The 25,426-nt window shown below is 37.2% G+C and carries 19 protein-coding genes; 15 read left to right on the forward strand and 4 right to left on the reverse strand.

The window, feature by feature from the left end; genetic code table 11:
• Window positions 1-11: 11 nt before the first annotated feature.
• The 11 genes from BCELL_RS02875 (at window position 12) to BCELL_RS02925 (ending at window position 16,267) form a co-directional block, all read left to right on the forward strand.
• Window positions 12-1,757, forward strand: a complete 1,746-nt coding sequence (locus BCELL_RS02875) for a sensor histidine kinase (RefSeq protein ID WP_013487166.1) — start codon at window positions 12-14, stop codon at window positions 1,755-1,757.
• Window positions 1,758-1,978: 221 nt separating this feature from the next.
• Window positions 1,979-3,676 (forward strand): extracellular solute-binding protein, encoded by a 1,698-nt coding sequence (locus BCELL_RS02880; RefSeq protein ID WP_013487167.1) that lies wholly within the window; start codon window positions 1,979-1,981, stop codon window positions 3,674-3,676.
• A 170-nt stretch (window positions 3,677-3,846) separates the two neighbouring features.
• Window positions 3,847-4,824 carry an ABC transporter permease gene (locus BCELL_RS02885; RefSeq protein ID WP_013487168.1) on the forward strand — a complete coding sequence of 326 codons (978 nt, stop codon included), beginning with the start codon at window positions 3,847-3,849 and terminating at the stop codon, window positions 4,822-4,824.
• 12 nt (window positions 4,825-4,836) lie between these two features.
• Window positions 4,837-5,760 (forward strand): carbohydrate ABC transporter permease, encoded by a 924-nt coding sequence (locus BCELL_RS02890; protein WP_013487169.1) that lies wholly within the window; start codon window positions 4,837-4,839, stop codon window positions 5,758-5,760.
• An 18-nt stretch (window positions 5,761-5,778) separates the two neighbouring features.
• Window positions 5,779-6,786 carry an endo-1,4-beta-xylanase gene (locus BCELL_RS02895; RefSeq protein WP_013487170.1) on the forward strand — a complete coding sequence of 336 codons (1,008 nt, stop codon included), beginning with the start codon at window positions 5,779-5,781 and terminating at the stop codon, window positions 6,784-6,786.
• 177 nt (window positions 6,787-6,963) lie between these two features.
• Window positions 6,964-8,997, forward strand: coding sequence for an alpha-glucuronidase family glycosyl hydrolase (locus BCELL_RS02900; protein ID WP_013487171.1), 2,034 nt, complete (start codon window positions 6,964-6,966; stop codon window positions 8,995-8,997).
• Between the two features lie 93 nt (window positions 8,998-9,090).
• Complete coding sequence (locus BCELL_RS02905) at window positions 9,091-9,939, forward strand: SDR family oxidoreductase (RefSeq protein WP_013487172.1); 849 nt, start codon at window positions 9,091-9,093, stop codon at window positions 9,937-9,939.
• Window positions 9,940-9,943: 4 nt separating this feature from the next.
• Window positions 9,944-11,353, forward strand: coding sequence for a glucuronate isomerase (uxaC, locus tag BCELL_RS02910; protein ID WP_013487173.1), 1,410 nt, complete (start codon window positions 9,944-9,946; stop codon window positions 11,351-11,353).
• A gap of 272 nt (window positions 11,354-11,625) precedes the next feature.
• Window positions 11,626-12,951, forward strand: a complete 1,326-nt coding sequence (gene xylA, locus BCELL_RS02915) for a xylose isomerase (RefSeq protein ID WP_013487174.1) — start codon at window positions 11,626-11,628, stop codon at window positions 12,949-12,951.
• Window positions 12,952-13,170: 219 nt separating this feature from the next.
• The gene (tkt, locus tag BCELL_RS02920; RefSeq protein WP_013487175.1) at window positions 13,171-15,174 is read left to right on the forward strand and encodes a transketolase; all 2,004 of its coding nucleotides are present in this window, start codon (window positions 13,171-13,173) and stop codon (window positions 15,172-15,174) included.
• A gap of 37 nt (window positions 15,175-15,211) precedes the next feature.
• Window positions 15,212-16,267, forward strand: a complete 1,056-nt coding sequence (locus BCELL_RS02925) for an aldose epimerase family protein (RefSeq protein WP_013487176.1) — start codon at window positions 15,212-15,214, stop codon at window positions 16,265-16,267.
• A 193-nt stretch (window positions 16,268-16,460) separates the two neighbouring features.
• Here BCELL_RS02925 and BCELL_RS02930 read toward each other — a convergent pair whose 3' ends face one another.
• Both BCELL_RS02930 and BCELL_RS02935 read right to left on the reverse strand, forming a co-directional pair.
• Window positions 16,461-18,068 (reverse strand): glycoside hydrolase family 43 protein, encoded by a 1,608-nt coding sequence (locus tag BCELL_RS02930; RefSeq protein ID WP_013487177.1) that lies wholly within the window; start codon window positions 18,066-18,068, stop codon window positions 16,461-16,463.
• Between the two features lie 28 nt (window positions 18,069-18,096).
• Window positions 18,097-19,278 (reverse strand): ROK family protein, encoded by a 1,182-nt coding sequence (locus BCELL_RS02935; RefSeq protein ID WP_013487178.1) that lies wholly within the window; start codon window positions 19,276-19,278, stop codon window positions 18,097-18,099.
• A gap of 240 nt (window positions 19,279-19,518) precedes the next feature.
• On the opposite strand from BCELL_RS02935, the gene BCELL_RS02940 reads away from it, so the two are divergent.
• From BCELL_RS02940 to BCELL_RS02950, 3 genes are all read left to right on the forward strand, one after another.
• On the forward strand, window positions 19,519-20,835 hold the full coding sequence (locus BCELL_RS02940) for an extracellular solute-binding protein (protein WP_013487179.1): 1,317 nt from the start codon (window positions 19,519-19,521) through the stop codon (window positions 20,833-20,835).
• A 99-nt stretch (window positions 20,836-20,934) separates the two neighbouring features.
• Window positions 20,935-21,813 carry a carbohydrate ABC transporter permease gene (locus BCELL_RS02945; RefSeq protein WP_041808115.1) on the forward strand — a complete coding sequence of 293 codons (879 nt, stop codon included), beginning with the start codon at window positions 20,935-20,937 and terminating at the stop codon, window positions 21,811-21,813.
• A 15-nt stretch (window positions 21,814-21,828) separates the two neighbouring features.
• Window positions 21,829-22,650, forward strand: a complete 822-nt coding sequence (locus BCELL_RS02950; RefSeq protein ID WP_013487181.1) for a carbohydrate ABC transporter permease — start codon at window positions 21,829-21,831, stop codon at window positions 22,648-22,650.
• Between the two features lie 37 nt (window positions 22,651-22,687).
• On the opposite strand, the gene BCELL_RS02955 is transcribed toward BCELL_RS02950, so the two are convergent.
• Window positions 22,688-23,296: a YesL family protein gene (locus BCELL_RS02955; protein WP_013487182.1), complete on the reverse strand. Its 609-nt coding sequence runs from the start codon at window positions 23,294-23,296 to the stop codon at window positions 22,688-22,690.
• A gap of 173 nt (window positions 23,297-23,469) precedes the next feature.
• Between BCELL_RS02955 and xylB the strand changes: the two genes are divergently transcribed.
• Window positions 23,470-24,969 carry a xylulokinase gene (xylB, locus tag BCELL_RS02960; RefSeq protein WP_013487183.1) on the forward strand — a complete coding sequence of 500 codons (1,500 nt, stop codon included), beginning with the start codon at window positions 23,470-23,472 and terminating at the stop codon, window positions 24,967-24,969.
• A gap of 111 nt (window positions 24,970-25,080) precedes the next feature.
• Here the strand turns inward: xylB and BCELL_RS02965 are convergent, their stop codons facing one another.
• On the reverse strand, window positions 25,081-25,392 hold the full coding sequence (locus tag BCELL_RS02965; RefSeq protein ID WP_013487184.1) for a BC1872 family protein: 312 nt from the start codon (window positions 25,390-25,392) through the stop codon (window positions 25,081-25,083).
• Window positions 25,393-25,426 lie beyond the last annotated feature (34 nt).

The raw sequence follows: 25,426 nt of genomic DNA on the forward strand, positions 1-25,426 counted from the left end.
GGAAAAAGACGATGCTACCTTCCAAATATAATTTCAATAATATGAAACTTAGAAATAAGCTGCTGTTATTATATATCTTTTGTGTATTTTTACCGATTGTTATTACTAATATCGTATTTTTTAATGTCACGTCCAATAATATAAAAAATCAGAAAATGCATGATGTAGAGCTCGTCTTAGACCAAATAACGAATGACTTTACAGATGTTGTAGATCAAGCTGTTGGCCTTACTTCACGTCTATACGTTGACTATAGTCTATATGAATATTTTGAAGCAGACTACGAATCTACATTGGACTATGTTGAAGCATATGGCGTCTTTTTAAGGAATTTTCATAGGTATAGCAGTATGTATTATACGATTCAGTCGATAACCTTTTATACGGATAATGAAAATATCATTTATGCTGGCGGTGTTCGTCCAATAAATGATGAGACAAAAAAGGAAGAGTGGTATACGTACCTTAACGAGGTAGACCATCCAATTGTAATTAGAACAAACCCTTTAGAGGACAGCGATAGATTTAGTGTGTTTAGGGAATATGATTTTTATAAAAACCTAGACGAGAAGGAAAAAATTATACGGGTAGATATTAATTCGAGTACAATTAACCAAATCTTTCATAACGTGACGTTACAAGGAAATATCTACTTATTAAATGAAAATAATGAGATTGAATTTTCTACTGATGAAAATATTCAATGGCAAACAGAACAAATAGGTTTTGATAGTGTCAACATGCCAGAGGATACTATTTTTTTAGAAGAGCGTAATTTACCCCACAACTATTTTGAAGATTGGAAAATAGTGGGGGTAATCTCTGAAAACGAAATATTAGAAGAGCTGTACAATTCAAGACAGTTTATCGTTATATTAGCGAGTATTAATATTATTTTACCTACCTTGCTTATTATCTTAATCTCAAAATCAATTCATACGCGTCTTCTTAGGCTATTGAAGCATATGAAAATGATGAAAAGGCAAAAGTTTGATCTAATAGCGTTTGCTGATGATAAAGATGAAATTGGGGAAGTAATGACAGAATTTAATAAAATGTCGAAAACGATTAATAAACTTATTAATGAAGTGTATGTTGCAAACTTAGAAAAAAAGGATTCGCAATTAAGAGAAAAGCAAGCACAGCTAAGTGCATTACAAAGTCAAATCAATCCTCATTTTCTTTTTAATGCTTTAGAAACCATTCGTATGCGAAGTGTAATCAAAGAAGAGAAGGAAACAGCTCAAATTATTCAAAATATGGCGAGTATTTTTAGAAATTCTCTTACTTGGGGGAAGGATTGGGTTTCTGTACGTGAAGAAGTAGATTTAATTATAAGTTTCCTGGAAATTCAAAAATACCGTTTTGGTAACAAATTAGAGTATGAGCTAGAGATAGAAGACAGTGCTTATGAATGTATTGTTCCTAACCTTATCTTTTTACCTTTTGTAGAAAACGCAAGTATGCATGGCATAGAGTTGAAAAAACAAAAAGGGAAGATACAAATTGTGATAAAAAATATTAATCAACAACTTGTATTTAAAATTGAAGATGATGGTGTAGGTATCGAAAAGGAAGAGTTAGCAAAAATTTTAAAAAATCTAAAAGATGAGGATAGCATGGGAGATAGTGTTGGTATTAAAAATGTTTATTACAGATTGAAACTCTATTATAAAAATAACTTCGAGTTTTCCATAAAAAGTGCATCACATAAAGGGACAATAGTAGAAATGAAGCTACCATTTCAAAAGGATTAGCTGAAATAATTGTACAAGCTCAAAAGAGGGTGTTCGAAGGAGAAGTGGCTATTCGTTCACCCTCTTCTAGTTTACGAATATGCTCACTTAATACATAATATCTATATTTTTCAAAGTGTGAACTATAGTTTAACTGGTCTGAATATACAAATGAAAGCGCTATAATGAAAGTGCTTTCATACGGAAGCGCCAAAAAAAAGTAGGATGAGAGGGGTTGTCAAATGTTTAAAAGAAGGTATTTATTCATTTTATTGTCACTGTTACTGCTTTTAGCCTTTGTTGCTTGTTCTAGTGATGATGAGGCTTCGTCAAATGATCCAGATACTTCAGACGTTGATGAGACAGGCGATGATGATGCGGATGAAATTGATAAAACGCCAATCACGTACTCATTATTTAATGCAGGGGTTTCACGTAGAGATATTGATACGAACGAAACACGTATTGGGAAGATTTTTGAAGAGGAAACTGGTGTTAACTTTAAAATTGAGCATCTAGTAGGGGATATTGATACTAAAATTGGGGTAATGGTTGCAAGTGGATCTTATCCAGATGTGATTGTTCCAGATTCGGCTATTGATGTATTGTTAGATGCCGAAGCTTTTATACCGTTAAATGACCTTCTAGAAGAGCATGGTCCGAACCTACTTGAAGCGTATGGTGACTATCTTGACTTGTTCACGATGGATGATGGAAATATATACTACATTCCATTTGGAGCGACGATAAATGAATATAAGCCAAACCCGAATATTGACCAAGGCGCATTTTGGATTCAACGTGGAATCCTAAAGGAGTATGGTTTCCCGGAAATAAATACATTAGACGAGTACTTTGATGTTATTGAACGATATGCTGCTGAAAATCCAGAGATAGATGGGATGACAACAATACCATTTACTGGTCTCACTTACGATTGGAGATTCTTTGCATTCTCGAATATTCCAAATCACTTAGCTGGCTATCCAAATGATGGTGGCGTCATGATTGACATGGAAACGCATGAAGCATCTGTATATGCTGATTCAGAATATGCAAAAGATTTCCTTTGGAAAATGAATGAAATTTACCATAAAGGTTTATTAGATAGGGAGCTATTTGTAGCAAACTACGATGAGTACATTTCTAAATTATCATCTGGTCGAGTATTAGGATTCTTCGACTACGGTTGGCAATTTGGTGATGCACGAAATGCACTAAGAGATGCCGGGAACCCGGATAGAGAATTTATGGCATTACCTGTTGTATTTGAAGGTGTTGAGTATGATCAATATTTAGATCCGCCATCCTTTACAGCAAACCGTGGTATTGGAATTAGTAGAGATGCCGAAAGTCCAGAGCGCATTATTCAATACTGGGATAACATGATTAAAGAAGAAAATCAAAAGCTTATTATGTGGGGCTTTGAAGGTGAACACTATTCTGTCGACGATGATGGATTATTTTATCGTACACAAGAACAGCTAGATTTAACGAGAAACCAAGATGAAAGAGAAGAAGTCGGTATGACTCATTTCGAATGGTATTGGCCTCGTTTAAATGGAACCTTCTCAGATGGAATAAATGCTGTCGAGCCTGCAAGACAGCCTGAAGTGGCACTTGCAGACTATAACGATGATGATAGAGAATATTTAGATGCTTACGGTATTAATATGTTCTCTGAATTATTTGCTCCGCCTGATGACAGACCTTGGTATCCAGCTTGGGGTGCAAATATTGAACAAGGATCACCTGAGCAAATATTTGAGGAGCGTCAAGATGAACTTCTAAAAAGGCACTATCCTAGAATTGTGTTAGCTGACGACGAAGAGGAATTTGAAGAAGAGTGGGAAGCATTTGTAGAAGCTTACCGTAGTCTTGATGTAGATGGATATGAGGCATTCTTTGAAGAATACGTTCAATCTCGTCTCGAAGATTAGTGATTAAATCAGTAAGGTAGTAAGTATAGGAGGGGCTGTGACAAACCGAATACGAGGGGTGTCATAGCTCCCTTTTTTAAAAAGGTTCTACAGTTTGAACACAAACTATAATAATCATGTTTTTGAATGTTTCAAAATACCCGCAAGCTTTACAACAGGGAGGGAGAGCAGTGTTACAGCCAACACCGACGCCAGTTACGCCGAAAAGTCCTATACCGAGGAAAAAGAAGACTGGCTTTAAAAACTTTATAAAAAAATGCAAGGAACAAAAAGTACTCCTTTTAATGAGTATTCCATTTGTGCTATGGTTGTTCGTTTTTAGATATGTACCTTTATATGGTTGGACGATGGCCTTTCAAGACTTTAGACCTGCAAGACCAGTATTTGAACAAGAGTGGGCTGGTTTTGAACACTTTATATTCTTATTTACTGAACCTAGATTTTACGAAGTACTAAGAAATACACTTGCGATGAGCTTGATTAACTTAGTACTAGGGTTTATTACTGCAATAACACTAGCCATATTGTTAAATGAACTACGCAATATGACGTTTAAGAGAGTTGTACAGACAGTCAGTTATATGCCGTACTTTTTATCTTGGGTAGTAGCAGCAGGATTAGTATCTTATGCACTATCATTAGAAAACGGTATCGTGAATATCGTTTTAGTTAATTTACGAATTATTAGTGAGCCGATCGTATGGCTCGGTATTGGAGAGATATTTTGGGGTATTATCGGTGCCGCTGATGTTTGGAAAAACGTAGGGTGGAACTCTATTATTTACTTAGCTGCTATAGCGATGATCGATACGCAGCAGTATGAGGCCGCACAAATTGACGGGGCATCAAGATTGCAGCGTATATGGCATATTACTTTGCCAGGTATGAAGCCAGTTATCATCATCCTATTAATTATGAACCTTGGTTATATTTTAGAATCAGGCTTTGAAGCGCAATATCTATTAATGAATCCACAAAATAGAGACTTTGCAGAAAATCTAGATATTTACGTATTGCGTTACGGTATATCGATGGGGAACTTCTCCTTAGCTACGGCAGCCGGAATATTTAAAACAATAGTCAGCTTTATTTTCCTTTTCTCTGCAAATGCAATTGCGAAGAAAATGGGCGAAGCTAGATTGTTCTAAAGGAGGAACATCATGAAATTATCTAAATTAGCAGGTAGAAGGCGTTCAGCAGATGATTTAATATTTGATTCCCTAAATACAGTATTTTTACTTTTACTTTGTTTAGTGATGCTTTATCCGATGGTCAACACACTTGCGGTTTCCTTAAATGATGCTACCGACTCATTAAGGGGAGGCATTTATTTGCTACCGAGAGAATTTACTTTCTTTAATTATAAACACGTTTTCGGTCAATCAGAGCTTCTACAGGCTGGGTTAATTTCTGTGCTTCGAACAGTGATTGGAACTGCCACATCTGTGTTTTGTACAGCGATGGTTGCCTATACGATAAGTCGTCAATATTTCGTATTACGGAGATTTGTCACAATCGCATTTGTATTAACAATGTATTTAAATGGTGGACTTATACCGACTTATCTATTGATGAGAGAGCTACACTTAATCGGCACTTTCTGGATTTACATTATACCAGGACTTATCGGTGTATTTAATTTAATTGTCGTGCGCTCTTTTATTGAAGGATTACCAGAAACAATATTTGAGTCTGCTCGAATGGATGGTGCAGGCGAGTTTACACAATTTTTCAGAATTGCTTTACCTCTTTGTTTGCCGGTAATTGCAACCGTCTCACTATTTGTTGCTGTTTTCCAATGGAATCAGTGGTTTGATGTGTTTTTATATAACTCTTCTCAGCAACATTTAAGCACCCTGCAATACGAACTGATGAAAGTATTACAGAGCTCAAATGCATCACTGACAACAAGAAGTGCTGCTGACGCATTTGCCAATGCACCTGGACAAATGCAGGAAATAGTAACGCCAACGTCAGTACGTGCTGCAATCACAATAATAGTAAGTGTTCCTATTATTTGTGTATATCCATTTTTACAAAAGTACTTCGTTAAAGGATTAACTTTAGGTGGTGTAAAAGGATAACAGTTTGGAGGAATTACTATGAAGCAAAAGCTAGAAGAAACAATACCTTCTCTTTGTGGTGTTTATAGGGACTATTTTAATATTGGAGCAGCAGTGAATAAGTACACTATCGAATCTAACAAGCATTTACTAGAAAAGCATTTTAATAGTTTAACAGCTGAAAATGAAATGAAGTTCGAAAATCTTCAACGAGAAGAAGGGGTATTCACCTTTGAGGAAACAGATCGTATGATTTCGTTTGCCGAAGCAAATGGGATGAAGGTTCGCGGACATACACTCGTTTGGCATAATCAAACACCAGATTGGGTGTTTGCTCATCCAGATGGCAAATTAGTGAATCGCGATATGCTTCTAAATAGGATGGAAGCGCACATATTAGCTGTTGTTGGTAGATACAAAGGAAAAATAGAGAGCTGGGATGTAGTCAATGAAGCGATCTCTGATGACGCGACCGAGTATTTACGAAAATCGAAGTGGCTTGAAATAGTAGGGGAAGATTTTATTGCAAAGGCGTTTGAAAAAGCACATTTGGTTGACCCAGACGCATCGCTTTTTTATAACGACTATAATGAATCTTCGCCTGAAAAGAGGGAAAAAATTTATCGTTTAGTCAAGTCATTAAAAGAAAAGGATGTACCTATCCATGGGATCGGGCTGCAGGCGCATTGGAATATTGCAGAACCAAAAATTGACGACATACGTGCTGCTATAGAAAGGTATGCATCACTAGGCTTGCAAATTCAAGTGACAGAGATGGATGTATCTGTATTTGAATGGAATGATAAAAGAAAAAACGTAACTGAACCTACAGCTTCCATGTTAGAGTTACAAGAAAAGCGATACGAACAATTTTTTAACTTATTTAGGGAGTATCGCCAGGTTATAACAAGTGTCACATTTTGGGGGATAAGTGACGCATATACATGGCTGAATGACTTTCCTGTGAAGGGACGACGCAATTGGCCGTTCGTATTTGATGAAGCAGGAAAACCAAAGGGTGCTTATTGGAACATTACTCGTTTTTAATAAGGTAATAATTAATAGTTTTTTGCACCTTGGGGGAGCTTTCTAGCTTCAGGCGTTATGCATTTTTCTAAATTTAGCATTAACAGGGGATATAAAGCTTCGTATTATGAGAGGGTTAATGCAAGTATAAAAAAATTGGTAATCCGATTTGAACAGATGGAAACTGGAGGCTATTTAATGGACAGAGGATATAAAATGTGGCTCCGATATAATCAAATTACTAATCAAGAAGTGTTAGAAGAATATCAATCTTGTTTGCAACACCTCCATTTCAGTGTAAATACTGCTACGATACTAGCTGCAGTAGATGAACTGCAAGCGGGGCTTTCTTCTATGATAAATCATTCATTACATGTTCTAAAAACAAAAGATCAACGAGCTACGCTTTTGTTAACGATAGAGGAAAGTATTGCTAAGGAAGAAAACGTACAAGTAGAAATTGAGGATGAAGGTTACGTTATAAAGTCTATAAAGAATAATAGATTAATCATTTTCGGGAAAACAGATATTGGTGTACTATATGGTGTTTTCCATTTACTAAGATTAATGCAAACTCAATGTAGTTTGAAACATATATATATTGTTGAACAACCGAAAAACAGCCTTCGTATGTTAAATGAATGGGACAATATGGATGGTAGTATCGAACGTGGATATGCTGGTGTTTCTATTTTTTTTGAGAATAATCAATTCACCAAAGATTGGGAAAGAGTAAAAGATTATGCAAGATTATTAGCGTCTGTAGGTATAAATGGAATTGCTTTCAATAATGTAAATGTACATGAACAAGAGACGAAATTGATTACGCCTGAGTATCTACCGACTGTTGCAAAGGTAGCTAATATATTCAGAATGTACGGAATTAAAACTTTTCTAAGTATTAATTATGCTTCCCCTATTTCTCTTGGTGGAATGGACACTGCCGATCCGTTAAACGAGGAAGTACGACAATGGTGGAAGGATAAGGCGAAGGAAATTTATCGCTTCATTCCAGATTTTGGTGGTGTTTTAGTAAAGGCGGATTCGGAGCACCGTCCAGGACCGTTTACGTATAACCGGACACACGCAGACGGAGCGAACATGCTTGCAGGCGCGTTTGCGCCATTTGATGGGATCGTGCTTTGGAGATGTTTTGTTTACGATTGTATGCAAGATTGGCGTGACCGTTCTACTGATCGTGCGAGAGCAGCTTACGATCACTTTAAGCCAATAGATGGTAAGTTTCATAAAAACGTCGTTTTACAAATAAAGAATGGTCCAATGGATTTCCAAGTCCGTGAGGCAGTGTCTCCGTTATTTGGGGCAATGCCAAATACAAATCAAATGTTAGAATTACAAATTACACAAGAGTATACGGGGCAACAAAAACACTTGTGTTACTTAGTTCCACAGTGGAAAGAGATATTAGATTTTGATACGTATGCAAATGGTGTAAATACACCAATTAAATCGATTGTTGACGGTAGTCAATATAAGTATGATCACTGCGGGATAACAGCTGTTTCTAATGTAGGTAATGATGATAATTGGACGGGGCATACGTTAGCACAAGCGAACTTGTATGGCTATGCGCGATTGGCTTGGAATCCAGACTTATCTGCTGAGCTGATTACTGATGAATGGGCCAAGTTAACGTTTGGAGTCGATGAACAAGTTGTCCAAGTTGTTTCGAATATGCTACTTCAGTCTTGGCATATATACGAAAAGTACACTTCACCATTAGGTGTCGGCTGGATGGTGAATCCGGGTCATCATTACGGTCCGAATGTAGATGGATATGAATACTCTGTTTGGGGAACGTATCATTTTGCTGATAGTAAGGGAATTGGGGTTGACAGGACAGTAGCAACAGGAACAGGCTTTACAAACCAGTACTTCAAAGAAAACAAAGAACTTTACGAAACACTAAATAATTGTCCTGACGAACTGCTACTTTTCTTTCATCACGTACCGTACACACATCAATTAAAATCAGGAGATACGGTTATTCAACATATTTATAATACACATTTCGAAGGCGTGGAGGAAGCGATTGGTCTAAAGAAGAGCTGGCTTTCTTTAGAAGCAAAAATATCCCCCTCTATCTTTAATGGGGTATCAGAACGACTACAACATCAGATAGAGCATGCAAAGGAATGGAGAGATGTTATTAATACGTATTTTTATAGAAAGTCTGGGATCGAAGACGAAAAAAATAGAAAAATCTATTAATGGTAGAAGGAAAACTTGGTCTTATAGCCAAGTTTTCTCTATATAACACCTTAAGAGCTTGAACAGAATAAATTCAAGATTGGAGGGGAGTTTTTGATTCCACTGAATGAAAATTTAAAAGGAAAAGTAGCCGTTATTACTGGAGGAGGAGGCGTCCTATGTAGTGAAATGGCAAAGGAACTTGCAAGACATGGCGTCAAGGTCGCAATACTAAATAGAACACTAGAAAAGGGAGAAAAAGTCGCAGATACTATAAGGAAAGCAGGTGGCACTGCCATTGCTATCCGTTGTGATGTTGTTGATGAAGAGAGTGTAAAGAAGGCAGAAAAAACAGTCTCAAAGGAGTTTGGAACTTGTAATATATTGATTAACGGTGCCGGTGGCAATCATCCGAAAGGCTCGACAACAAATGAAGTTTTTGCATCAGATGATACGGTTAATCCAAATGTAACTTCATTTTTCGATTTAAGCTATGAGGGGTTTAATCATGTGTTTCAGCTTAATATTATTGGTACGGTCATTCCAACGCAAGTTTTCACGAAGGGAATGGTTGATGGAAATGGAGGTTCGGTTATTAATATATCCTCAATGGCTGCGCCTTCACCGATGACAAAGGTTCCAGCCTATGGAGCTGCAAAAGCAGGCATTGATAATTTTACACAATGGCTAGCAGTACATATGGCCCCTGCTAATATTCGAGTTAATGCGATTGCTCCAGGGTTCTTTCTTACCGACCAAAACCGTAGCTTACTAACATATGAAGATGGATCCTTTACGGACAGAGCAAAAAAAATCTTACAAAACACACCGATGAAGCGATTTGGAAAACCAGAGGATTTATTAGGGACATTATTGTGGTTAGTGGATGATCAGGCATCACGATTTGTAACAGGTATATCGGTGCCAGTAGATGGTGGCTTCATGGCATACCCGGGGGTGTAAAAGAATGGGTGGATTTATTACTGAAAATTATTTGTTAACGAGTGAATCTGCAAAAATTCTCTACCACGACTATGCAAAAAAAATGCCCATTTACGATTACCATTGTCATTTAAGTCCAAAAGAAATTGCAGAAAACAAGACGTTTCGAAATATGACAGAGATTTGGTTAGATGGAGACCATTATAAATGGAGAGTGATGAGGGCACTTGGTGTTGAGGAAAAATACATTACAGGAAATGCAAGTGATTATGAAAAGTTTCGAGCTTGGGCAAAAACGGTACCACAGATTATTGGAAATCCACTATATCAATGGACACACATGGAGTTAAAACGTTATTTTCATACAGATTTATTATTGAATGAAGATACTTGTGATATCGTTTGGGAGCATTGTAATAGCTTATTGCAAACAGCAGCCCTTTCCGCACAAAAAATAATCGAGCAATCTCAAGTCAAGATGATTGGAACAACAGATGATCCAGTAGATGATCTTATATATCATCAAGCCATTATGAAAAATGAACGCTTTAAAACGAAGGTACTTCCAACATTTCGACCAGATCAAGCATACGAAATTAGGAAGCAAGGCTACAATGAGTATGTTGATAAGCTATCCACCGTTACTTCTACTCGTATTGATAGCTTTCAATCTTTTTTACAAGCACTAGAATCAAGGATTCAATACTTTCATAAAATGGGGTGCCGAATATCAGACCATGGATTAGAAACCTTACCATATGAGGATGCCAGCACGGAAGAAGTCGAAAGTATTTTTTCGAGCGCTCGTCAAGGTGAAAAGGTAACCTTGCTTGAAGAATATAAGTTTAAAACATATGTACTTTCTTTTTTAGGGAGGTTATACCATTCTTTAGGGTGGGCAATGCAGTTACATATTGGTCCACTACGTGATAATAATGAAAAAATGTTTGCACGCATAGGTGCCAATACGGGATTTGACTCAATCAATGACTACTTTTTGGCAAAACCGTTGAATGCATTTTTAAACCGATTGGAAAAATCGAGTGAACTACCAAAAATGATTATTTATTCTCTTAATCCAAATCACAATGAAGTTATTGCATCTGCTTGTGGCAATTTCCATTCAGCTAGCATGAAAGGAAAAATCCAATTTGGAGCAGGTTGGTGGTATAACGACCATAAAGACGGCATGATAAGGCAGATGACAGACTTAGCTAATACAGGGGTGCTTAGTACTTTTATTGGTATGTTGACCGACTCCCGCAGCTTTTTATCCTATACACGCCATGAGTACTTCCGAAGGGTACTGTGTGAAATGGTTGGTAAATGGATTGAAAGTGGTGAAGCACCACGAGATTATAAACTATTAGGTGAGATGATTCAAAATATTAGCTATAACAATGCTGCAAATTATTTTGAAGTGCAAACTCATTAATATAAACCGTATTACGTGCAATAATTTAGCTCGTTTTCTCGTTTAATCATATGAGGTGTTCTACGTGTTCATATAATAGCGAAGTCTTCTGCTATTGCAGGAGACTCGCAGTATCATCGCAATTCGTGTACGTATAGAAGGGCTCTAAAATACATCGAAGTTTAAAAAATAAATTAACAAAAACTTAGTATGTTCAATAGACAAACTAAGTTGATAGTGTTATAATACAACCATGAAAACGGTTACTAAAATTAATTGTGGGGGGAATTGTAATGAGTTATTTTAAAAATGTTCAGCAAGTAAAGTTTGAAGGTTCTCAATCTAGCAATCCATTCGCTTATAAATATTATAATCCTGAAGAAAAAATTAACGGAAAATCAATGGAAGAGCTTCTTCGTTTTGCAGTGTCTTATTGGCACACATTTACAGGGGAAGGAACGGATCCATTCGGAGCTGGGACAGCAGTTAGACCATACAACCACTTATCTGGAATGGACCTTGCAAAAGCACGTGTAGAAGCATCGTTTGAATTTTTTGAAAAGCTAGATGTTCCTTTCTTCTGCTTCCATGATATTGATGTTGCTCCTGAATCTGATTCTTTAAGTGAGACGCTGAAAAACATTGATGAAATTGTTGCAATGATAAAAGACTATCTGAAAACAAGCAAAGTAAAGTTGCTTTGGAATACTGCTAATATGTTTACACATCCGCGTTGGTTACACGGTGCTGCAACGGCACCTAACGCTGACATCTTCGCTTATGCTGCTGCAAAAGTAAAAAAAGGCTTAGAAGTTGGTAAAGAGCTTGGTGCGGAAAACTATGTATTTTGGGGTGGACGTGAAGGATATGAAACGCTCCTAAATACAGATATGGGTCTTGAACTAGATAATCTAGCACGCTTTTTCCATATGGCAAAAGATTATGCGAAAGAAATTGGTTTTGATGCACAATTTTTAATTGAACCAAAGCCAAAAGAGCCAACAAAGCACCAATATGATTTTGATGTTGCAACAGGCTTAGCGTTTTTACAAAAATATGATCTGCAAGATACGTTTAAATTTAATATTGAGGCAAACCATGCAACTTTAGCTGGCCATACTTTCGAGCACGAGCTAAGAACAGCACGCGTAAATGGTATGTTAGGCTCTGTTGATGCAAACCAAGGTGATACATTACTTGGATGGGATACAGATGAGTTCCCGACTGATCTATATTCTACAACATTAGCAATGTATGAAATATTGAAAAATGATGGACTTGGTAGTGGAGGCTTAAACTTCGATGCGAAGGTAAGACGACCTTCTTTTGATACAGACGACTTATTCCACGCGCATATCGCTGGTATGGATGCTTTTGCAATCGGTACAAAAGTAGCACAACGCTTAATTGAGGATAAAGTATTAGATGACTTCGTAGCTGATCGCTACAAAAGCTACACAGAAGGAATAGGCCTAGATATTGTTGAAGGCAAGACAGACTTCCACAAATTAGAGAAGCACGCGCTAAGTTTAACTGAAATTAACAATAAGTCTGGAAGACAAGAGTTGTTAAAGGCAACAATAAACAAATATTTATTAGAAACATTTGCTCAAAAATAATAACTATATAAACATCAAAAATGCACTGAATACTTAATTGTTTCAGTGCATTTTTTGAAATGAAATCAAAAATATGTGTTAAAGAATCTTGATTTAGTAGAAAAGGGATAGATGTTTGCGAAAACAGCGTTAGCTAAAAACCTTACAACTGACAAGCCTAATTGAAGAGACAATCAAAAGCAACGAATCATATCAAAAAAAAATAGAGGAGTGGTAACAATGTCAACGGAACAATTAACAGTAAAGCAGCAAGCGATTAACACAATTAGAACACTTTCAATCGATGGGATTGAAAAAGCGAATTCAGGTCACCCTGGATTGCCGATGGGAGCAGCACCAATGGGCTTTGCTCTATTTGCAGAACAAATGAAGCATAATCCTAAAAATCCAAGCTGGTTTAATAGAGATCGTTTTGTTTTGTCTGCAGGGCATGGCTCAATGCTATTATATAGCCTTCTTCACTTATCAGGTTATGACGTAACAATGGATGATTTAAAAAATTTCCGACAATGGGGAAGTAACACCCCAGGGCACCCAGAGTATGGACACACTTCTGGTGTTGATGCAACAACAGGGCCGTTAGGACAAGGGTTTGCGATGGCGGTAGGAATGGCAATGACAGAGAGACATTTAGCGGCTAAATTCAATAGAGAGGATTTTAATATTATTGATCATTATACATATAGTATTTGCGGAGATGGCGACTTAATGGAGGGGGTAAGTGCAGAGGCAGCCTCCTTGGCCGGTCACTTAAAGTTAGGTCGACTTATTGTCCTTTACGATTCAAACGATATTTCCTTAGATGGTGACTTACATTTAGCGTTCTCAGAAAGTGTGGAAGACCGTTTTAAAGCATATAACTGGCATTATATTAGAGTCGAAGATGGAAATAATCTTCATGAGATAAATAAAGCAATTCAGCATGCTAAGGAAGATGAACGTCCATCAATAATAGAAGTAAAAACGACGATAGGATATGGTTCTCCAAATAAAGCGGGCAAATCAGCCTCTCACGGTGCGCCTCTTGGAAAGGATGAGGTGAAGCTTACAAAGGAAAGTTATGATTGGACGCATCACGAAGAGTTTTATGTGCCAAGTGAGGTTGCACAACTATTTGCTAAAGTAATAGAAAATGGAAAAGAGTTAGAGGAAAGCTGGAATCAACTCGTAGCCCGTTATGAACAGCGCTTTCCGGAGTTAGGAATTAAATTAACAGAAGCGATAAATGGGAAATTACCCGTTGGCTGGGATAATCAGTTACCTTCATATAAAGAAGGGGATAAAGTAGCTACTCGTTCGTCTAGTGGTGAGGCAATAAATGCATTTGCAGCAAATATTCCTGCTATTATTGGTGGCTCAGCCGATCTTGCATCATCAAATAAAACGATGCTAAAGGGCGAAGCTAATTTTTCTAGTCAAGATTATAGCGGTCGCAATGTGTGGTTCGGTGTACGAGAGTTTGCAATGGCTGCAATGATAAATGGTATGGCATTGCACGGTGGAGTTAAACCTTTTGGAGCAACCTTCTTTGTCTTTTCTGACTATTTGCGACCGGCAGTGAGGTTGTCTGCATTAATGAAGTTGCCAGTAACCTACGTCTTTACTCACGATAGCGTTGCTGTTGGGGAAGATGGTCCGACGCATGAGCCTGTTGAACAGCTTGCATCCTTCCGCGCGATGCCAGGTATCACTGTTATTCGCCCTGCTGATGGAAATGAGTCTGTTGCTGCATGGAAGCTTGCACTTGAAAGTACGAATAGACCAACGCTGCTCGTATTAAGTAGACAAGATTTAATGACACATACAAAATCAGTTGAAGAAGCGTATGATGGTGTGAAAAGAGGGGCGTATATTATTTCTGAAGCAAAAGGTAATACTGAAGGAGTTTTAATCGCAACCGGTTCAGAAGTACAGTTAGCAGTAGCAGCGCAAAGAAAATTGGAGGAAGAAGGTGTCAATGTGTCTGTCGTCAGCATGCCTAGTTGGGATTTATTTGAAAAACAAAATACTGCATATAAAAATAAAGTGCTTCCTCCAAATGTAAAAGCAAGAGTAGCTATTGAAATGGGGTCTTCTCTCGGTTGGAAGGAATATGTAGGAAACGAAGGGAAAGTCATCTCGATTGATCAATTTGGTGCATCTGCACCAGCAAACGAAATATTACAAGAGTATGGATTTACAGTTGAAAACGTTGTGAATACGATGAAAGAAGCATTAAAATAAATGTATATAGAATTTGAATAAAGCCAGGGAGGTAACAATGAAAATAACAGAGCAGTTATATGGAAAATTAGAGGGAGAAACAGTTACTTCTTTTTTATTAAAGAATGATAATGGAATGGAAGTAACTTGTATTAATTATGGTTGTATCATTACGGAAATCAATGTTCCAGATAAAAGTGGTACAGTAGAAAATGTTGTTTTAGGGTTTGATTCTTTAGATGAATATATTACGTCATCCCCGTTTTTTGGATCCGCAGTCGGACGAGTCGCTGGACGGATTGCTGGTGCACAATTTGAATTAGACGGCAATACGTATCACCTATTGAAAAATGATGGTGAAAATAACCTACATGGTGGAGACAACGGTAATGCAGGATTTGACAAGGTTGTTTGGAAGGCATCTACAGAAGAAGGGCCAGAAGAAGTCAAGGTGACATTTACTCACGAAAGTCCAGATGGAGCAGCGGGTTTTCCAGGTAATTTAAAAGTAAAAATAACGTATAGCTTAAATAACAAAAATGAACTAGTTATTTCTTATTATGCAACAACAGACAAAAAGACACTCGTGAATTTAACGAATCATTCTTATTTTAATTTAAGTGGTAATGTGAAAAATGATATTTTGTCACATGAGTTAACACTCAAAAGTGACCAATTTGTTCAATTGGGTGATGGGGCGATACCTACTGGGAAGTTGTTAGATGTAGCTAATACCCCTTTTGATTTTAGAGAAGGGAAACAATTTAAAGACGGTGTTGACTCAGAGCATCCACAAATTACGCTCGTTGGTGGAGGGTACGATCATCCATTTATTTTGAGTGAAAACCATAATGAAGAAATATGTTTAGTTGATAATGAGAGCGGGAGAAAGCTAATAGTCGAAACAGATGAGCCTGCTGTCGTTCTATATACTTCAAATTGGATGTCAGACGACTTAAACATGAGAGGTGTAACATCGAAAAAACATATAGGTGTTTGTCTTGAAACACAGCATCATCCAGATGCAGTACACCATGAACACTTTCCGACTATCGTGTTAAATAAGGATGAGGAGTATCGCACGGAAACGGTTTTTCGTTTTTTAGTAGAATAAGAAAAAACTTAAGCTCATTATCTTAACAAAGATAGATGCTTAAGTTATAGAAAGTCTTGGCATCCCTACACGCGATGCTTAGAGGTTGACACAAAAGGTAAAAAATCGACCTTTTGTGTCAACCTCTTTAATTGTGATTTCAGCGATACTGCACATTGTCATCAAAAGGTAAAAAGCTCCATTTGAGTCAACATTATTTTTCCTTATACACAAAGTAGTCAAAGTCAGCAGGTAAGCTAGCTCCTGAAGTGTCTTGACATTGCATACCAACAAATGCGCCAGTAAAGAATCCGCCACCTTGGATGTAGTCATCTGATAGTTTGTATGAATAAAAGTCTATATCAATCTCCACCCATTCATTTCCGTCAAAGGAATAGGAATAGCGATACGTGTTTGTAGTAACATCGACTCTCATATATACATACTCCGTATGGTCAGGAACAACAATTTCTTTACCTTTCAATGGTTGGTCAAATGTAAAGTTGTCACATGTCGTTAAATCAAGAATTCTACCTTTTTCCTCATGCCATGTTACTTGAAGTGCTGTCCAGTTTTGAGTATTGTAATAGTTTACTAGACCTGCTGCTTGTTGGAATGTTTCAGGCTGAAAGGCTACCTTCGTTTCAGCGGTGAAATTAAAGTGCTGCCAGCGTCTTGCTACATATGCTTGTGTAAATTTAGATGTTAATGATTCCCTACCATGTATTCTTAAATGGCCAGGTTTATCTTTAAGTGATACGATTTCTTCTCCAAGAGGAATACGTAATGTTTGGAAGTGGAGATTTAAGTTTTCTCCATCGAAATCATCTTTTTCAGGAACATCCTTCTCCCAAGTTACTTCATCAATTGCTGGTCCCTCAATTTCGGCTGCTGGTTGATTACCGCCCACAACATATGGCCAATCATCTTTCCACTCTAAACGTTGAATAGCTGTTTCCCTTCCGAGTGGACAGTAACCTCGTGGATCGAGAAGGGCATGACCTTCTTTAGGTAAAGGGCGCCCAGTTAAATGGACAAGAAACCATTCGTTCGTATGTGTTTCTACAATAGACGCGTGACCTGCTTTTTGTAACGGATTTCTTGGGTATGGAAATGATGTAATTAGCGGGTTCTCTGGGTGTACTTCATATGGCCCCCATAGGTCTTTAGAACGCGCGATTGTCGCTTGGTGGTCATATTTTGTACCACCTTCAGCTGTAAGCAAGTAATAATATCCATTTACTTTATATAAGTGAGGCGCTTCAGTTAGTTTTATATCTGTGCCAGTAAATATAACTTCTTTTTTTCCTATAAGCTTTTTTTCCTCCACGCTGTACTCTTGAAGAACAATACCGTAAAAATTGTGGTGGGAAACGCGATGGTCCCAAACCATATTCACAAAATATTTTTTTCCATCATCGTTATGGAACAAGGATGGATCAAAGCCAGAGGAATTCATATAAATTGGTTCTGACCACTCACCGTCAATCGTATCACAAGTGACAAGGTAGTTATGACTATCCTTCCATTGCCCTTCAGTAACCTTTACATCTGTATAAATAAGCCAGAATTTCCCGTCACTGTACGATAGTGCTGGAGCCCAAATTCCGCCTGAGTCAGGGTTACCCATCATATTTAATTGACTTAGGCGATTTAAAGGTCTTGAAACGAGACGCCAATTTTTTAAATCCTTAGAGTGATAAATACCTACGCCAGGAAACCATTCAAATGTAGAAACAGCAATATAATAATCTTCTCCTGCACGACAAATACTTGGATCTGGATTAAAGCCTGTTAAAATGGGATTTTGAATCTTTGCCATTAGTAATCACCTCTAATTATTTTTTATGTTATCCTTCTGCTATGTTTGTCGCTAAAAATTTCTCAGTAGAGAAGGCAGAAACACCTAAAGCTGCAGAGCGCTTTTCTAATAATGAAAAATGAAGTTCTAAATCTTTTTGATGAGCTGTCATTACTTGTTTACTCAGTTGATTCTTTAGTTTCTCTTCAAGCCAATGTTGTAGTGCTGCTAATCGGTTACCGATAATAATTTGTTCAGGATTAAATGTGTTGATAATATTGTTCATACCTACGACAAGATAATCTGCAAGTTTTTCAATAATAGCAATCGTCTTTTCATTACCTTCTTCTGCAAGCTTAACGAGTTGTTCCAAAGTTACATCACCATCATCGAAAATACGACTTTCATCGGCCATTTTGATCAGTGCTTGTTCAGAAGCATATAGCTCCCAACAGCCTTTGTTACCACAGTTGCATTCTGGTCCATCTATATTAATAGTCATATGACCGAGCTCACCAGAAAGCCCATTATGGCCCTTAAACAGCTTTCCGTTAAGGATGAGACCTACACCAATCCCGATTCCTCCACTAATATAGACGATGTTATGAAACTCTTTTCCTGCACCAAATTTCTTCTCACCATATGCACCCGCATTTGCTTCGTTTTCAATTTGCACAGGTACTTTATACTTTTCTTCTATTACACCCTTCAAGTCAATATCCTTCCACTTTAAATTTGGAGCAAGTAAGATTTTACCAGAGGTGCTAACAGTACCTGGAACTCCAACCCCTATGCCAACTACGCCATACGCGCTACTAGGCATGCTCTCAATCAATTCATCAATGACTTGAAAAAGCATGCTAGTTGTTTCTGAGAAGGTTAATTTTTTCACCTTCACTAGCTTTTCATTACATATACTTCCCTGTAGGTCAGTTAGTGTAGCTAAAATGTAATTGACCCCAATGTCAATCCCAATCGAATACCCAGCTGATTGGTTGAATAAAAGCATCACTGGTCTTCTACCACCGCTTGAGACGCCAGGACCTGATTCTAGGATTAGTTGTTCTTCAAGCAATTCGTTGACAAGGGAAGAGACTGTCCCTTTATTAAGTCCTGTTTTACTAGCGAGGTCAGCTCGTGAAACAGGTGATAATTCCTTAATAGAGTGTAGGATTAGGGACTTGTTCCGCCTTTTTACTACATGTTGATTGAACGTTTCTGTCATTTTCATCGTTTGCGCCGCCACTCTTTCTTTCTAGTTTTACATAGAGTAACAAAGTAAAAAGAAAATATCCATACATTGTAGATTAAAAGAAAAAAATAATGCAAGCGCTTCCTTTTGTACCAGTAATGCAACTCATATTTTTATTATACACTTAGTTTATCCACTAGACAAACAATGTTTTACATGATATTCTAATTTTGAAGTTAGCAATGTCTAACTTTTCCAAAAAATAAAGGGGGTTTCATTATGTTTAAGAAGAAAGCGATTACATCTTTGGTTGCGCTAATGGCAAGTGCAGTAGTTATTGCTGGGTGTTCTGACGACTCTAGTACAGAAGGGGATTCAAACGGAGCTAGTGGAGATTCAGGAGATTCAAAGACTATTAGTTTTATGCATTTATGGCCACAAGGAAGTTCTGCAGAACATCATCGTATCGTAAATGAAATTATTGCAGATTACGAAGCAGAAAATAATGTGACGATTGATTTGTCAGTATTAAGTAATGAACAGTATAAAGACCAAATTACTGTTTTATCTGCAACGAATGAACTACCTGATGTCGGTATGACTTGGGCAGCAGGATACTTAGATCCATTTGTTGATGGAAATAAGTTCACACCGTTAGACGACTTACTTGAAGACGGATTAAGAGATGAGTTTGTTGCAGGTACGCTAGAAGCTTATGAAAAAGACGGAAACACATATGGACTACCTTTAGAATTAAACACAGTTTATGTTTATTATAATAAAGCAATTTTTGGTGAGTACGGTTTAGAAGCTCCTTCTACTTACGACGAGCTTGAGCAAGTAATAGCAACGTTAAATGAAAACAATGTAGAACCGATCGCACTAGGAAATAGAGATCGTTGGACTGGATCAATGTGGTACATGTATTTTGCTGATAGAATCGGTGGAAGTGATGTACTAACAAATGCAATTGATCGATCTGGTTCTTTTGAAGACCCTGCATTAGTTGAAGCGGCAGCTAAAGTACAGGAAATGGTGGAAGCTGACTCTTTTGCAAGCGGTTTCAATGGATTGGCTGATGAAGAAGCGAAAAGTATGTTCATGAATGACCAGGCTGCAATGTATATGATTGCAACTTGGGACCTACCAAACTATACAACAAATGAAGATGTACCACAGGAGTTTAGAGACAACGTAGGATACTTTAAGTTCCCTACAGTTGATGGTTCAGGAGATAGAAATAGCTTTGTCGGTGGACCGGGTGTTGGTCTATTCGTAGCGGAAGACTCTGACGTTAAAGATGAAGCAAAAGAATTCGCAGCTTACTTTGTAAGAGAGTGGGGCGAAAGATCTGTTAGTGAAGCTGGGGTTATTCCAGCCACTATTGTTGACGGTGAGGGACTTGATTTACCTGATATGTATGTAGAAGTATTACAAGATTTAGAAGATGCTACAAACTTAACTCTTTATGCTGACGTACAAATGAGTGCATCGGTAGCTGATACTCACTTAGATTTAATTCAAGCACTTTTTGGATTGTCTATTACACCTGAAGAGTTTGCTAAGCAGCACGAAGAAGCTCTTTCAGCTGAATAATTGATGTTGAAGAAAAGCGAATCATCAACGTAATCTTCGAAAAGGATGAATCCTTTACGGATTCTCCTTTTCCATTCTCTTAATATGGGGTTGAGTAGCATGAACAAAGTAATGTCGAATAAGTGGTTTATTACTTTATATGTTTTTCCAGCGTTATTTTTAGTTAGTGTTCTTATTTTTATCCCATTAATCTTGACTGGATATTATGGGCTGATGAAGTGGGATGGCATTGGCGCAATGGAGTTCATCGGTTTAGAAAACTATTTGAGGGTCATTCAAGACGATAAGTTTTGGCAAAGTGCGACTCATTCATTTCTATTAGCTCTTTTTTCAACGCTAAGTCTCGCTATCTATTTGGCAGTTTCTATGATACTAGCTTCTAAGATTAAAGGTGCTAATCTTCTACGAAAAATATATTTGATCCCGATGCTTTTATCATCAGTAGCTATTGCGCAATTGTGGATTAAAATATATAACCCTTCAAATGGAATGTTAAATACGATTCTAGGATATTTAGGAGTACAAAATCCACCACTATGGCTTGCTGATACAAACATTGTTCTATATTCCATTTTCATACCGATTTTGTGGCAATATGCAGGTTTTTACATTTTGATTTATTATGCTGCCTTAAAAGGAATTCCAGAGTCAATTATGGAGGCGGCTCGTATTGACGGAGCGTCACCGATCCAAATAGCTTACAAAATTAAATTGCCATTAATTATGGGGATCGTAAAAGTGACGATAGTACTCGCGATAGTAGGATCCCTTAAATATTTCGATTTAATTTATGTCATGACTGGTGGTGGCCCAAATGGAGCTAGTGAAGTAATGGCCTCCTACATGTATAAGCTTGCATTTGGAAATTACAACTTTGGTTACGGAAGTGCAGTAGGTTTCATGTTACTTCTTATAACATTGATTGTTACGATTATTATCCGCAAGCTGACAGCTGACAAAGATGAGATTCAATATTAAAGGGAGGTTAACTTAATGGGGCGTATAGGATATATATTCCTTTATGTATGTTTAGGTTTTGTAGCATTATTTCAAATTTTCCCTATCGTATGGTTATTCCTTTTCTCCTTAAAGGATAATAGAGAAATATTCGCAGGTTCACCATTTGCACTTCCTGAACAAATTAAATGGCAAAACTATTTAACTGTTTGGGAAGGTGGAATAGGTAACTACTTTTGGAACAGTATTTGGATTACAGGCGTATCGATCTTCTTAACATTGCTATTTGCAAGTATGGCTGTTTTTGTTATTACTCGAATGTCTTGGAAGTTAAATAAACTAGTTTTAGGATTATTTATGGTAGGTTTGATGATCCCAATTCATTCTGCCTTAATTCCGTTATTTAGTATGTTTTTAGGAGTAGGGTTAATCGATAATCCTTTATCTATTGTCATTACGTATACAGCATATAACTTACCAATCACGATGATGATTTTACTTGGCTTTTACTATACTATTCCTAAAGAAATTGAAGAAGCGGCAATTATTGATGGCGCATCTCTGCACAAACTATTCTTTAGAATCATTTTACCGATTACATCACCAGTGCTTGCGACAACGGCGATCATTAATATGATTTACAATTGGAATGAATTCGTATTCGTTAATACATTTATTAGTTCAGACCGTTATAGAACATTGACAGTGGGAATTAATAATTTTGTTGGTCAGTACATGACAGATTGGGGAGCCATAGGTGCTACACTCGTCATTAGTGTGCTACCAATTATCGTTGCATTCTTATTCTTTAGTAATAAAATTGTTGAAGGAATTTCTTCAAGTGCGGTGAAAGGGTAAAAGAACCACCCTTCTTCGTGAAAAGACGGGTGGGGATTTACGCCTTTTGTTTTTGACGAATCTTTTCAAAAGCATGTAATGAAAACCACATTGCAATAAAACTATAAAAGCTAGCGCCAAAAATGATTCCCAATGCTGGAACAACAGTAACGATAATATAAAAGGCAATAAGGGAAATGAGAATACAAAACATATGAATTGGTGTGACAAGTAAAGTCAAAAATGCATTTTTAAAGATTTGAAATACCTTTAAATCATAATGAACATAGATTGGGAACGTATAGATGAAAATCATTATGAATAAAAGTAAGCCAGCTAGCAACGGTGCTGAAGTCCATGTTAATAATTCTCCAATATTAGCATGAAGGAAAAATACATTAAATATGAATATAATTGAAATGAGATAAATAAAGATCCCAAGCAGGTTGCTCTTTAAGAACTCTTTCTTGTAGTACTGCCAGAATGATTTAAAAACAGGCAAATCAGTACTTCCTCTTAACCACTGCCGAACAACAGCAAACATGGCGACAGTTGAAGGGAATAAGCCTAGAAGAAAGCCACCTACTAACGTAAAAAAGATCCAGAGTAAATTAATATATGCAAAGCGTGTAATCCATTCCATCATGCTATAAAGTACGCGACTCATCGATGTGCCTCCTATTAAAAAATATATCATTTTCTAGTATAAGGGATATATATCATAATTAACACACTTTGTTTAATAGATAGACAAAGTGGTGTGAGGAAGTGCAATGTATCAATGCTTTCAGAAGCACTAATATAAGTTTTAAAGAAATGATGAACGGGGAGGGAATAAGGATGAAATATGTAATTGGAGTAGACTTAGGTACAAGTGCAGTGAAGATCATACTTGTGAATCAAAGTGGTGAAGTTGTAAATGAAATTTCAAAAGAATATGCCCTCATTCATGAGAAAACCGGTTATAGTGAGCAAAGGCCCGATGATTGGTTAACGAACACGATTAATGGCATATCGGATCTATTAAATGATTTTGGTGGAAACAAGAATGACATTGAAGGAATAAGCTTCTCTGGTCAAATGCATGGTCTTGTTTTGCTTGATGAAAATGAGGAGCCTTTACGTAATGCAATATTATGGAACGATACACGTACGACGGCTGAATGTGAAGAAATATATGAAGCAGTTGGCGAAGAAAAGCTTCTACAGCTAACGAAAAATCCAGCACTAGAAGGGTTTACATTACCGAAAATATTATGGGTGAAAAAAAATGAGCCAGAAATATTTACTAAAGTGAAAACATTTGTTTTACCGAAAGATTATGTCCGGCTTAAGCTTACTGGACAGCTTCATATGGACTATTCAGATGCAGCAGGAACATTGCTATTTAATGTATCTACAAAAAAATGGAGTAATGAAATTCTAAATATATTTGGTTTATCTAATGATTTCTGTCCACCGCTAGTAGGCTCTCATGAACAGGTAGGTACGATTTCATCTGATGTTGCGGAAAAGACAGGCCTTTCTCCACATACACGCGTTTTTGCAGGTGGTGCGGACAATGCTTGTGGTGCAATAGGTGCTGGTATTCTTGAGGAAGGAAGCACACTCGCTAGTATTGGAACTTCAGGAGTTGTTCTATCATATGAGGATAGTGATGATAAGGATTTCAAAGGCACTGTCCACTATTTTAATCATGGTGCACCTGATGCATATTATACGATGGGAGTGACGCTCTCAGCAGGACATAGTCTAAGCTGGTTTAAAGAAGTATTTGCAAAAGAGGAGGACTTCAATGAGTTACTAGCTGAAGTCGATACAATCCCTCCAGGTGCAAACGGACTATTATTTACACCTTACCTTGTTGGTGAACGAACGCCACATGTAGATTCAACAATACGTGCTAGCTTTATTGGAATAGATAGTGCCCATGAACGAAAGGATTTTGTTCGAGCGGTGCTTGAAGGAATTACTTTCTCTTTAAATGAATCAGTAGAAATCTTTAGAAATCAGGGTAAAAGAATAGATACCGTCGTTTCTATTGGCGGAGGTGCAAAAAATGAAGTATGGCTTCAAATGCAAGCAGATATTTTTAATGCAAAAATTGTGAAGCATGCAAGCGAACAAGGACCAGGAATGGGAGCTGCTATGCTAGCAGCATATGGATGTGGCTGGTTTTCATCCATGAAGGAATGTGCCGATACATTCTTAAAGGTAGATAAGGAATTCTTGCCTATTGAAGAGAATGTGAAGCAGTATGAAGAACTGTTCCAATTATATAAGAAAGTATATACAGAGACGAAGGAACTGAATATGGATCTAGTGAAATTTAGAAAATAGGAAAAAGACTTAAAACTAGGCTTCATAAAGCTAGTTTTAAGTCTTTTTTATTTTTATAAACAATATTATCGATCATTGCGTAGATGGTACTTTTAAAGTCTCTCCCACCTCTTAAAGCCATTCACTTGAGATAGTATTCACCTCTGCTAATGAGTAGGCTGCGTTAGTAATGGCAAGAGCAAGTGTATCACCAGACGAACACTCTTTTACATATGCATTACTAAAGCAAGCTTCCGTTTCGGATTGTTTTGTATAATGAAAGCCAAACCGTTCTAGTCTTGAAACAATAAGCATCGCATGCTCCATATTTTCATAAGGATTAAAGTTTTCGATAAAAAGTCCTTCTTCGTGGTTATACCATTTATGAAGGCTATTTTGCTTCCAACCTAAGATTCTCCGAGCGATCACATCAATCTTATCCATTGTTAAGTAGCTCTCCTTACAATCTGATTTACAG

The sequence above is a fragment of the Evansella cellulosilytica DSM 2522 genome (genome assembly GCF_000177235.2).
In the GTDB taxonomy this organism is placed as follows: Bacteria; Bacillota; Bacilli; order Bacillales; family Salisediminibacteriaceae; genus Evansella; species Evansella cellulosilytica.

What these genes read in the sequence shown, in the direction of transcription:
- BCELL_RS02875 (WP_013487166.1), top strand. Translation starts at nt 12, where the DNA reads ATGCTACCTTCCAAATATAATTTCAATAATATGAAACTTAGAAATAAG.
- BCELL_RS02880 (WP_013487167.1), top strand. Translation starts at nt 1,979, where the DNA reads ATGTTTAAAAGAAGGTATTTATTCATTTTATTGTCACTGTTACTGCTT.
- BCELL_RS02890 (WP_013487169.1), top strand. Translation starts at nt 4,837, where the DNA reads ATGAAATTATCTAAATTAGCAGGTAGAAGGCGTTCAGCAGATGATTTA.
- BCELL_RS02895 (WP_013487170.1), top strand. Translation starts at nt 5,779, where the DNA reads ATGAAGCAAAAGCTAGAAGAAACAATACCTTCTCTTTGTGGTGTTTAT.
- BCELL_RS02900 (WP_013487171.1), top strand. Translation starts at nt 6,964, where the DNA reads ATGGACAGAGGATATAAAATGTGGCTCCGATATAATCAAATTACTAAT.
- uxaC (WP_013487173.1), top strand. Translation starts at nt 9,944, where the DNA reads ATGGGTGGATTTATTACTGAAAATTATTTGTTAACGAGTGAATCTGCA.
- xylA (WP_013487174.1), top strand. Translation starts at nt 11,626, where the DNA reads ATGAGTTATTTTAAAAATGTTCAGCAAGTAAAGTTTGAAGGTTCTCAA.
- tkt (WP_013487175.1), top strand. Translation starts at nt 13,171, where the DNA reads ATGTCAACGGAACAATTAACAGTAAAGCAGCAAGCGATTAACACAATT.
- BCELL_RS02925 (WP_013487176.1), top strand. Translation starts at nt 15,212, where the DNA reads ATGAAAATAACAGAGCAGTTATATGGAAAATTAGAGGGAGAAACAGTT.
- BCELL_RS02930 (WP_013487177.1), bottom strand. Translation starts at nt 18,068, where the DNA reads ATGGCAAAGATTCAAAATCCCATTTTAACAGGCTTTAATCCAGATCCA.
- BCELL_RS02935 (WP_013487178.1), bottom strand. Translation starts at nt 19,278, where the DNA reads ATGAAAATGACAGAAACGTTCAATCAACATGTAGTAAAAAGGCGGAAC.
- BCELL_RS02940 (WP_013487179.1), top strand. Translation starts at nt 19,519, where the DNA reads ATGTTTAAGAAGAAAGCGATTACATCTTTGGTTGCGCTAATGGCAAGT.
- BCELL_RS02945 (WP_041808115.1), top strand. Translation starts at nt 20,935, where the DNA reads ATGAACAAAGTAATGTCGAATAAGTGGTTTATTACTTTATATGTTTTT.
- BCELL_RS02950 (WP_013487181.1), top strand. Translation starts at nt 21,829, where the DNA reads ATGGGGCGTATAGGATATATATTCCTTTATGTATGTTTAGGTTTTGTA.
- BCELL_RS02955 (WP_013487182.1), bottom strand. Translation starts at nt 23,296, where the DNA reads ATGAGTCGCGTACTTTATAGCATGATGGAATGGATTACACGCTTTGCA.
- xylB (WP_013487183.1), top strand. Translation starts at nt 23,470, where the DNA reads ATGAAATATGTAATTGGAGTAGACTTAGGTACAAGTGCAGTGAAGATC.
- BCELL_RS02965 (WP_013487184.1), bottom strand. Translation starts at nt 25,392, where the DNA reads ATGGATAAGATTGATGTGATCGCTCGGAGAATCTTAGGTTGGAAGCAA.